Origin of the sequence: Aneurinibacillus aneurinilyticus ATCC 12856, from assembly GCF_000466385.1 — a bacterium.
Classification (GTDB): Bacteria; Bacillota; Bacilli; order Aneurinibacillales; family Aneurinibacillaceae; genus Aneurinibacillus; species Aneurinibacillus aneurinilyticus.
The window spans coordinates 1-10,312 of sequence record NZ_KE952650.1 but is presented as its reverse complement, the minus strand read 5'-3'; the positions used below and the strand labels follow the sequence as shown (position 1 = coordinate 10,312).

The following is a 10,312-nucleotide window of genomic DNA, read 5'->3' as shown; positions in this document are numbered from 1 at the left end:
AACAAGGCATGAAATACACAAAACGCATAGATGCCATCACTCTCAAAAGAAAGCAAAAAATACAGCGCTATGAGATAGAGAAAAAAGAGCTGAAACAAAGGAGCGTAAAAAATGAATTTCATCGATGAAGAAATTATCGAGATGACGAAACATGCAAGGCAGAAGAAACGAATGGAAAACATCGAAAACCAATTGTTACATACTGACATAGTCAAGGCGATTAAAGAAGGTCAGCTCACGATCGAAGATGAAACGATTGAATTTACAGAAATCGGTTTTTATGAGGATCAAATACGGATGTCTATTCCTGCAGCATTTGAAGAGATGGAGCCTGAATTAATGGATATTAAATATCCATCAAGACGTAGACCCGATTACATCTATACAAGTGAAAGTACGTCTATTAACGTTACGATGAAAATTATGGAGCAGCAGATAAAAGAGGAGGAACTAGAAGATTTTACACATACCATGATGGATATACTTCGAAAATTACAGCCAGATGCAGATATGTTGGATATCGGTATAAAAGAAGTTAACGGTGTACAAATTGGCTATTTTGATTTCATTACGAAGGCATTAGATACCAAGACTTATAATGTAATGTTTTTGTTTATAGTAGGTGACAATGTGGCAACGGGCTCAGTTAATTGCTTGAAAAAAGAAATGAATGTGTGGAAGCCCATTGCTTACGGCATGATGGACTCTATCTCAATCGTAAACAAATTAGATGAAGAGGGTGTTGTTTGATGGAGCGTGTGAAAAAGGAAACAGCTTTAACGTATAAAGATATGATTGTGATGCCTTATAATATCCGCGTTAGTGAAATCGAAACTATACAGCAAATGAATGAGCATGCTACATTGCGTTTAACGGGCGTGATTCCAGATGAGCTAGAAGATTCCTACGTTTATATGACAGATGCAGAAACGGCTATTGAAGTATTGCAAATCGCGAGTAATGGACAATCTATGCCTATTTTTAATGGGCTAGCGTTAGATGTGCAAGTGAAATCGGTTATGGGTACATATTATTTGGAGGTGAAAGCGGTTTCGCATACGTATGTGTTAGATGTGAAAAAGAAAAACCAAACGTATCAAGATGCAAGCATGCCCTATAGTGAATTAATAAATGTATGTATTGCCGATCAACCAGGCGCCGATTTCATGGATCATGTTACAAAGGGCGCTAGTCTTGGCAGCTTTACGATGCAATATTTAGAGACAGACTGGGAATTTCTTAAACGAATGGCATCACGTTTTCATACAGGCTTAGTGTCAGACACTGTTCACGGAGATGCAAAGTTTTACTTCGGTGTACCGTTTCAGACCGGGGACACGCAGAAAATGGAGGCCATTAATTACCGAGTGAAAAAAGCGATCGGCAACTTCCTTATCTCCAGTAAAAATCATCTCGACAGTATTACAGATAGTGACTACATGTACTATGAAGTAGAATCGATTCAACCATTTAAAATAGGCAATGAAGTTACTTTCCAGTCAAAAAAATTGTATGTTTATAAAATCGTCTCGAGACTAAAGGATGGTTTATTTAAGCATATCTATACGTTAACACCTCAGAACGGCTTCAGTGTCCACACAACTTATAATCAAGCCATTATTGGTGCTTCTATTCAAGGAAAAGTAATTGATGTAGCAGGGGACAAAATTCGCATTCATGTCAATTTCGATGAGGAACAAGAAAAAGATACGGCCTATTGGTTTCCGTATTCAACGATCTACGCATCAGAAGATAACACAGGATGGTATTTTATGCCAGAGTTATCTGACAATGTTAGAATCTACTTCCCAAGCAATCGTGAGGATGAAGGGATTGCGATTAGCTCTGTCTCAAAAGCTCCTCCACAATCTGGTGCTATGTTAGCGGCAACGAATCCGACTAGTCAAGGTGGCGGCAGTCAATCAAGTGTTGCACCGCCAGAGGATAGCCGTCAAGATCCAATGCGGATGGCTGATCCAGATGTAAAGACACTTAGAACGAAGCATGGTAAACAAATTTTACTTGCACCTGATCGAATTGTCATTTCTGGCGGAGGATTAATGATTTCGCTTATGGATGATAACGGTATTTCTATCATAAGCGATAAAAATATTAATTTACAAGCAACGGATAAAGTCGTCATCAATGCGAAGCAAATTATGATTAATGCCAATGAAAAAATTGAGATGACGTGTAAAGACAATTCCATCAAGATGGAAGACAAAATGGAGATTAAAGGACCAGAAGTACGAGCAAATTAGTGAGGATGTGGATGCATGAAACGAGAAGAAGCATTACAGCATTTTATGGATGAATGTGTATCTGTTCATGCCAGCCGCTTGCAGGAGAAGGTTGATCGACAGTTTCGCCAAGAGAAGAAAGCTTTGCTACAACCAATCATTCATTCACTTGAACAGTTGTTTGAGAATATTAGAGAGCAGCAGGAACAGGGACAGTTAGCGCCAGTTGCTTTTATTCATTTGTCATTGCTGCGAACATCATTACTAGATAACAAGTGTACTTATTTGCTAGAGGCGTATGGAGAGAAATGGTACTACGATTGGGTAGAATGCACGGCACAGTATGAAGCGGAGTGGCTTAGTGAGGCGATAATAGATTTACACAAAACACTTGAAAAAGAAAGAAAACCATATCTTCTCATTCAAGCAGCCGACGTTCGAGGAATCATTCAGCAGACAGTAATTCTGTTTCATCAGTATATCATTCAATTGGTCCGCTATCTCTTTCGCTATCAAAAAGAACACGTACCTGAAATAGATTTTCAACGAGCAGCGTGTTTGCGATTTCGTGTCGGTGAATATAAGGGGTTTAGTGAGGATGTTGCGATTATTGATGAACGTGAGCGGGTGGAAAAAAATCTCCTCTCATGGTTGGAGAAAAAAGAGATGGACAAATCGTATACGTTTGAAAACTTCTCAAACCTACAATTACCGCAGAAAGATTTTAATCAAATGGACTTTTCCTATGCGAATTTCAATGGGAGTGACTTAAAGGGTGCTTCTTTGAAAGGGAGTGTTTGCATTGGTACTAGTTTTGTAGATTGTAGGTTAACGCATGCTGATTTTTCTTATGCAGCCATTCAAGATGCTGATTTTCGAAATGCTAATTTAGCAGGCGCTAATTTTACGCATGCACAGGGAAAAACGCTGAGGCTTTCCGATGATGAAGTCGCATGCTACATTGGCACTGATTTCAGTCATGCGAATTTGGAAAATGCAAAATTTGAGTTTGCGCAGATTGCAGGTGCCAATTTTACAGGTGCTAATTTAAAGGGGGCTACCTTCTTTAAACGTGAACAAGAGAAGTGTCAATTTAGCCGAAAACAGATAGAAGATATTCATTGGATTCATTAATTTTATGCAAACGTTATGTGAGACAGAAATGATGATTACAGGAGGAAAAGATGGAGTATTTTATTGTTCGGCAAGATCAAAGTATTACAAATCCAATTATTCCTTTGAAAACAGACCTTGATGATAATTTTGTCTGTTCGTCAGTATTTGGGGAAGTGGTCGAGAAAGAGAATGCGGTATATCTGGATTATTTGGATAAGCCTCGAAGAATTGTGTCCGAAGATTTAAAAAAGTTGTTCTCAAAATATGAAGATAACTTAGATTTTACAGCCATTGTTTTTACGGATGTAAAGAAAGGGACACAGCGCGTTTATTGGATTATGGACATTGTAGAGAAGAATTGTATTTCCCATGAAACGACTTATTATCCAGATGGACGTATAAAGGAGCTCGTAATTAACCCAAAGAAGGTGGAATTGGATTGTATTTTTCAAGTCGACAGCAAAATGGAAACTTTCACTATAGTTAATTTAGATGTTGCGGAAAGTATGTTGCGACGACCACTTTTCGGAATTCAGCTGCAGCGAGTAAAACTAGAAAGACGATAAATAAAAATCATAATTTATTACCGAAAGTTGTAAATCACATTAGCTAAAACGTTTTCCATTTATATAAGTTGATTTCCATTCCGACTGGAAGCCCTGAGAAAGCGCTCAGTCAGAATGTAAATCAATCACACGTTTTTGGGATGAGCTTACATCATTCCGAAGCTTTGTCGAGTGTGAAAGTGATATATATCACAAATGATGCGAAAGGAAGGATATCTAATGGCTCAAGTTGTAGAAAATTTGGAGACAGAAGGTTCGGAACAGGAGCAATTTAGTTATGTCGTACATGGAGCAATCATTTCCTGTGAGCATGGTAGCCATCTCAATTATTTAAATTTACCGCAGGATCATGGTGTTTATATTAAAGGGAAGGCTGTAATGAATGTCGGGGATCGAAACCCTGAAAACATCCCAACCTTTGGTGTCTGTTTAAAGTTGAAAAAACCGTGTACACCAGTATGCTCCATTGATTGGCTGGAAGGAATGGAAAATGTCAATATCGAAGGGAAGCAAGCGTTATTAAGTCGCTGTCATACACAATGCTTAGCAGGTGGAGGCAAAATCGATATTGTTCATGATGGGCAAGAGGAATTGGATATACCGAAACAAGGTTTTTAAAGTGAATTTTGATTGAAAGGAGGTAAGTAATGAAATCGCTAGGGGGAAAAGAAGTAAACATTGTTAGTACGTATGAGGATCTTGTGCTTGAATGGCCGTATCCACTTATTCATTTAGATAAACTAACAATTAAACATAAAGGCAATGATCATGCGAGATTGTATTTTACGGGGATGATTGCTGAAGAGCAGGCGCAAAAATATATTCAGCGGGTCAGTCATACAGACGAAGTTGTTGTTAAATTTGGACGAGAACAAGACATATTGTTTTCTGGAAGAATTGAAAATGCGGAGTTGCAGGCAGCCCAAGGGGTGCATTATGTCTCAGTTGAGGCTGTATCATTTACAGCAAATATGGATATTGAGAAGCGCTCACGTTCTTTTCAAGATGTGAATATGACATATGTAGAGTTAATCAATAATATCATGAGTGCCTATCCTCAAGGGGATTATATCGACCATGCTTCTGACGGTCAGGCCATTGGTCAAATTTCAATCCAATACATGGAAACCAATTGGACATTTATTAAAAGAATGGCCTCTCGTTTACATGCGGTTATTTTTCCTGATTTAAAAGGAAAGGGTCCACGATTTTGGTTTGGTACACCTCAAAGTAGGAAGAGCGTAACTATCGACCATCTGCCTTCCATATTACGTATGGATGTGGACGCATATCGGTTGATTACGGAAAACGATGGTACGGATGTGAGCGAAACCGATTATACATTTTGTGAGTTTGAAAGCACAGAGGCATACGAGCTTGGTACTTCGGTGCAATTAAAGGGTAGAGCGTATATCATAACGGTTCGAGAAATCCATCTTGATGGCGGGGTATTAAAGTTTCAATATACTGCCCAACCAGAGAGAAGTATTCGTCAGCGATTAGTACGCAATTTAGATCTTATTGGTGCAGCATTTACAGGAAAGATCATTGATGTTACACAAAATACCGTTAAAATTCATTTAGATATCGATAAAAAACAAGATAAAGCAAAAGCGCATTGGTTTGCTTATTCTGCAGATGCCAATAGCGTTATGTATTTAATGCCCCAAATTGGTGCACGTGCCCAATTGCATTTTCCTAGCGCTGTGGAAGAAGAGGCTATCGTCATTAGCTCGGTACGTGTTGATCCAGTCACGCCAGAGGGTGGGCAAAAGCAGACGAAGAAAATGGCGGATACTACGGTTAAATCTTTAGCCACTAATGCTGGAAAAGACATGACATTAGGTGTTGGAGATATTACCTTTAGTGCAATAGATGGGGTATTGGACTTAAAAATGGATGATGGTGAAGGCATAACATTTCTTAGTAACAGTACCATTATGCTAGCGGCGGATGAAACTCTTGAAATAAGTGGAATGAAAGAGCTATCCGTTGAGGCAGAAGAATGGCTTGCCGTTTCAGCAAAGGAGCAAAGTCATGTGATCCTTGCAGCTGACACACAGTTAATTAGTACGCTTATCGAACAAGAAGGTACGGAGAAGCAAAGTCAACCACCGAAGTTAAATGAGGAAGCGATTGAGGCTACAACAAAAGTTGACGTAATTTTCCCGCAAATGGCAGAAACGAAAAAAGAGAAGAAAGGCTGGTTTAGCAGTCTTTTAGATAACGTAAGCTTAGCACTGGATGTCGCGGGGTTTATTCCTGTCATCGGTACATTTGCAGATATTGCGAATGCAGGAATTAGCTTGGCAAGAGGAGATTACATGGGGGCAGCTATGAACCTAGTAGGTGCAGTCCCCGTAGTTGGTGATGCAGCAAAAACAGCTTATAAGGTCAATAAAGCAGCAAAGGTTGCAGAGGCTGCCGGTAAAGCTGCAAAGGCTGCGGACAAGGCAGTGGATGCATCAAAAGCAATAAAAGGGATGAAAGCAGCTTATACAAAAGTGTCTAAAACGCTAGATACAGTAACGGCGCTAGCCAACAAAAGGGCTAAGAGCGTCAAGACAGCCGCAGATAAAGTTATCACCTCAATGGATGAAGTGTTAGCAGTGTCGAAGGCCGTAGACGGTATGAAAGCTATTGCAATAAAAGGGCTAACGAATTTTAATCATAAAGTGTTAAAAAACAGTAAATTTAAATGTACACAAGGATTAAGTGAGAAATTCTGTAAATGGGGCTTCGAACCCGTTGATTTAATTACAGGGCGGATGGTTTATGAAGGTGTCGACTTTGAATTACCAGGACCTATCCCCCTTTCATGGGAACGCGCTTGGTACAGTGATAGTAGTCGCATTGGCTTGTCGGGTCATGGTATGCACTTTACATACGATCTAGCCTTAGAGATTTTTGAAGAAGATGACCTGATTGGGATCGTTGTGACGGATGGTCGCGCAGTTGGATTTCCAATTTTACCAATAAACTTGTCGTATTTTAACAAACGAGAAAGAATGACCTTAACCAATACAGGTGAGGAGTATCATTTGTTTGAGCATGATACACGATTGATTTATGTATTTGAACAAACAACAGAAACAAGATTCCGTTTAAAAGAAGTAAGAAATGAGCAAGACCATCAGATTCAATTTGCGTATAACGATAATGGTTTTTTATCTCAAGTAACCGACAGTGTTGGAAGAGTGCTCGAAGTTACGACTAATGAGGCAGGTAGAATGACAGAGGTCGCCTTACGTAATCAGGTGAGCCGCGAAGTCTTAGTTCGCTATGTTTACAATGATGGACAAGATTTAATCGAAATTCAAGATGCGTTAGGGCAAAGTACGCATTTAAAATATGTGAATCATTTGATGATGCAAAAAATAGATCGCAATAAAAATAGCTTCTTCTGGCGCTACGATGGTCCAACTACAGGTGCACGAGTCATCAAAACATGGGGAGATGGCAATGTCCTTGCAGGGGAGCTTTTGTATCACGAGGGCTATAATGAGATTACGAATAGCTTAGGCCATAAAAGTTATTATTATTTCAACGAAGATAACCTCTGTACGAAAATTGTTCATCCAGATGGTAGTGAAGTTAGCTATCAATATAATGAGGACTTTGAATTACTGCAAGAAGTAGATGAAGATGGTTGTATCACGTCATATAGCTATGATGAGTGGGCAAATCCAGTGACGATAACTCTTGCAGATGGCAGTACTTTATCGTCAAAGTACGATGAGAAGGATAGGTTGATTCAGGCCGTTAACGCAGAGGGCGGAAGTCGTCAGTGGATTTATAATGAAGATAGTACATTACAGGCAAATATTTTAGAAGATGGCACAAAGACTGAATTTTCCTATAATGATAAATATTTAATTAAAACGGTGATAAATGCGCAAGGTCATATGGTAAGCTTAGCTTATGATGCTGATCTGAACCTAAGTCAAGTAACATTACCAGACGGGACAAGTTCGACATGGACGTATGACCGTCGTGGTAACTGCACAACAACGACCAATCCTCTAGGGGCAACAGAGAAATTCCGTTATGATCATTTGAATCGCCTTGTACGGGCAAATCTTTCAGATGGAAACGACGTTCAATTAAAGTACGATGCTTATGACGATGTTGTTTTTGCGAAAGATAACCATACGCAAGTAGCCTTTGATTACACCATTCTTGGCAGTTTAATTTCTCGAGAACAGGGTGGAAAGAAAGTTAAATTCAGCTATGATACAGAGGAACAGTTAACCGATGTCATCAATGAAAAAGGCGAAGCATATCAGTTTGAACGCGATGCGAAAGGTAATATCGTCAAGGAAATTGGCTTTGACGATATGGAAAGAACGTATGAACGAAGTCTGGCAGGATTGGTTCAGCGAATTCAATGACCAGGTGATCGTTGGACAGCGTATCAACATGATGGTCTGGGGAATGTGATCCGTGCTGAATATTATGATGACACTTGGGAAACGTTCGGCTATGACAAAAACGGTTCGTTAATCGAGACTGAAAATGAGCATGTGAAAGTAAAGCTTGAGCGAGACCCATCCGGTCAAGTCATCAAGGAATGGCAAAATGACCATTGGATTGCGAGTAGCTACGATGAATTAGGCAACCGTTCACAAATTACGAGTAGCTTAGGCGCAAAAATCGATATCGCTCGTAATGAGATGGGCAATGTCTTGCAAATCACTGCCTCTCGTTCCGAACAAGCCCAGTGGACAGTCTCCATGCAGTACAATGAACTCGGTCAAGAGATTGAGAGAATCCTACCCGGGGATGTCATTAGTAAATGGCAATATGATATCACAGGTAAACCAACACACCATCGAGTAAGGAGTCAAAACCGAGATACACGAAGACGCGTCTATCATTGGGACGTTAATCACCAATTACGCAGTATGGTCAACGAGCTAACCGGTATAAAAGCGACCTATGGTTACGACGAATTTAGTAATCTTGTGTGGGCTAATCAAAACAGTCGTCAATTTGACTTCTTATACCGCAGTGTGGATGATGTCGGAAACTTGTATGAAACAAAAGACAAGACAGATTGTATCTATGACGCCGGCAGCTGCGGACACGACTGGCCTAGCCGCCCCAGCTCCTTATACAGCAGGCTGTGGTGCGGACAGCGATCACCGAAAAAGCGTTTCAGCAACGCGTCATGCTGCAACTTGCGGAAGTGGAAGATTCGTTCGCAGCTGAGCATCCAGCCGATGATGAGATAGGGTAATATGCGATGAATAGGGAAAATGGCGTTGCGCGCTTTGATGTCGGAGAGGCTGTGCATGACTTCGGCAAGTTTGATTTTTTCGAGATAGGTAAGAAAGACTTTAATGCCGTCGAAGCTCGTGGCATTTTGCAATGAAAATTCGGTCTTGATTTTGCTGACGGGTGTGGTAGACTTCACCTAAAAGGTGCTCCTCTCTTTGGGTGATGTTGTTTGAACAAACACTATTCTACCAAAGTTTCGGAGCCCTTTTCACGTTTTCAGAGAGGCGTACTTTCGAAATTCAGGATAATTCTAGTAGGTACATGCCGTTTCGAGGACAAACTCCTAAGGAATAGATTGGAGAATATAAGTAGGGAAAAATAGGAGGTGAAAATGCTGAGAAACGCTCGCAAATGCATATGGGGGAATCCTGTAATAATATGTTCTCCTCCATTATGTCCATCAGGTTCCCCAGGACGCCAAGGACCACCAGGACCACCGGGACCACCGGGACCACCGGGACCACCAGGTTCCCCAGGACCACCGGGATCACCAGGTTCTCAAGGACCGCCAGGCTCTCCAGGTCCACCAGGCCCCCAAGGACCGCCAGGGTTAGTAGGGTCAGTAGTGATCATGCCCGCCGTTCAAAGGTATTTTTATATCGTAGGCACAGATATTGAGGCCCCTGAAGTCATTCCAGCCACTCAATTTACTGGTGATAGTAGGGGGCCGGTAAGTGAATTTACAAACCTTGGACAAAGTAGCTACAGTAATCTTTATGTTAATGGAATATTACAAGAAAGTGGCATATATAGCGTTAGTTCTAATGCTTTAACTATTAATCCCAATGGCGGTATTATTTTTGCAGGTGAACCCATTATCCTTGAAATTGTTCAGTTTTCTGCTCAAGTACTCCCTTAGTTGGGCTACTGTGTTGCCTAAGTTTATATAGGGCATTTACTTGTTAAATTATGTATATGCCCTATCAATGATTTATTAAATATTAATTAGTGAATAGAAGAACGCTCATCATTAGATTGATAGTGTAATTACAGCGAGGGCCTAAGGACAATCCAGAAACGCCAAACTAACCCCTTTTTTACACTTAATAATTTACTTGAATTTATAGACATAATTTATTTCAAGGGTGTTGATTATCCAGAATGATCCAG

7 protein-coding genes and 1 pseudogene are annotated in these 10,312 nt (G+C 40.3%); 7 read left to right on the top strand and 1 reads right to left on the bottom strand.

Features of this window, described 5'->3' with window-relative positions; translation table 11 throughout:
* Window positions 1-111 precede the first annotated feature (111 nt).
* The 6 genes from HMPREF0083_RS00465 (at window position 112) to HMPREF0083_RS00440 (ending at window position 8,313) form a co-directional block, all read left to right on the top strand.
* The gene (locus tag HMPREF0083_RS00465) at window positions 112-750 is read left to right on the top strand and encodes a hypothetical protein (protein ID WP_021618909.1); all 639 of its coding nucleotides are present in this window, start codon (window positions 112-114) and stop codon (window positions 748-750) included.
* Entirely contained in the window at window positions 750-2,261 is a 1,512-nt protein-coding gene (locus tag HMPREF0083_RS00460) for a phage baseplate assembly protein V (RefSeq protein ID WP_021618908.1), read from the top strand. Before HMPREF0083_RS00465 ends, HMPREF0083_RS00460 begins: the two co-directional genes overlap by 1 nt.
* A 15-nt stretch (window positions 2,262-2,276) precedes the next feature.
* Complete coding sequence (locus HMPREF0083_RS00455) at window positions 2,277-3,374, top strand: pentapeptide repeat-containing protein (protein WP_021618907.1); 1,098 nt, start codon at window positions 2,277-2,279, stop codon at window positions 3,372-3,374.
* Window positions 3,375-3,424: 50 nt separating this feature from the next.
* Entirely contained in the window at window positions 3,425-3,922 is a 498-nt protein-coding gene (locus HMPREF0083_RS00450; RefSeq protein ID WP_021618906.1) for a hypothetical protein, read from the top strand.
* Between the two features lie 219 nt (window positions 3,923-4,141).
* Complete coding sequence (locus HMPREF0083_RS00445; RefSeq protein WP_051354485.1) at window positions 4,142-4,540, top strand: DUF4280 domain-containing protein; 399 nt, start codon at window positions 4,142-4,144, stop codon at window positions 4,538-4,540.
* Between the two features lie 29 nt (window positions 4,541-4,569).
* Window positions 4,570-8,313 carry a DUF6531 domain-containing protein gene (locus HMPREF0083_RS00440; protein ID WP_021618904.1) on the top strand — a complete coding sequence of 1,248 codons (3,744 nt, stop codon included), beginning with the start codon at window positions 4,570-4,572 and terminating at the stop codon, window positions 8,311-8,313.
* A gap of 683 nt (window positions 8,314-8,996) precedes the next feature.
* On the opposite strand, the pseudogene HMPREF0083_RS29915 reads toward HMPREF0083_RS00440, so the two are convergent.
* Window positions 8,997-9,338, bottom strand: a pseudogene (locus HMPREF0083_RS29915) (IS1380 family transposase); the annotation flags it as partial.
* 435 nt (window positions 9,339-9,773) lie between these two features.
* Here HMPREF0083_RS29915 and HMPREF0083_RS29185 point away from each other — a divergent pair.
* Entirely contained in the window at window positions 9,774-10,061 is a 288-nt protein-coding gene (locus tag HMPREF0083_RS29185; RefSeq protein WP_021618901.1) for a DUF4183 domain-containing protein, read from the top strand.
* The last annotated feature ends 251 nt before the right edge of the window (window positions 10,062-10,312 follow it).

Coding starts and splice junctions, on each gene's coding strand:
- HMPREF0083_RS00440 (WP_021618904.1), top strand. CDS start 4,570: ATGAAATCGCTAGGGGGAAAAGAAGTAAACATTGTTAGTACGTATGAG.
- HMPREF0083_RS00450 (WP_021618906.1), top strand. CDS start 3,425: ATGGAGTATTTTATTGTTCGGCAAGATCAAAGTATTACAAATCCAATT.
- HMPREF0083_RS29185 (WP_021618901.1), top strand. CDS start 9,774: ATGCCCGCCGTTCAAAGGTATTTTTATATCGTAGGCACAGATATTGAG.
- HMPREF0083_RS00460 (WP_021618908.1), top strand. CDS start 750: ATGGAGCGTGTGAAAAAGGAAACAGCTTTAACGTATAAAGATATGATT.
- HMPREF0083_RS00445 (WP_051354485.1), top strand. CDS start 4,142: ATGGCTCAAGTTGTAGAAAATTTGGAGACAGAAGGTTCGGAACAGGAG.
- HMPREF0083_RS00455 (WP_021618907.1), top strand. CDS start 2,277: ATGAAACGAGAAGAAGCATTACAGCATTTTATGGATGAATGTGTATCT.
- HMPREF0083_RS00465 (WP_021618909.1), top strand. CDS start 112: ATGAATTTCATCGATGAAGAAATTATCGAGATGACGAAACATGCAAGG.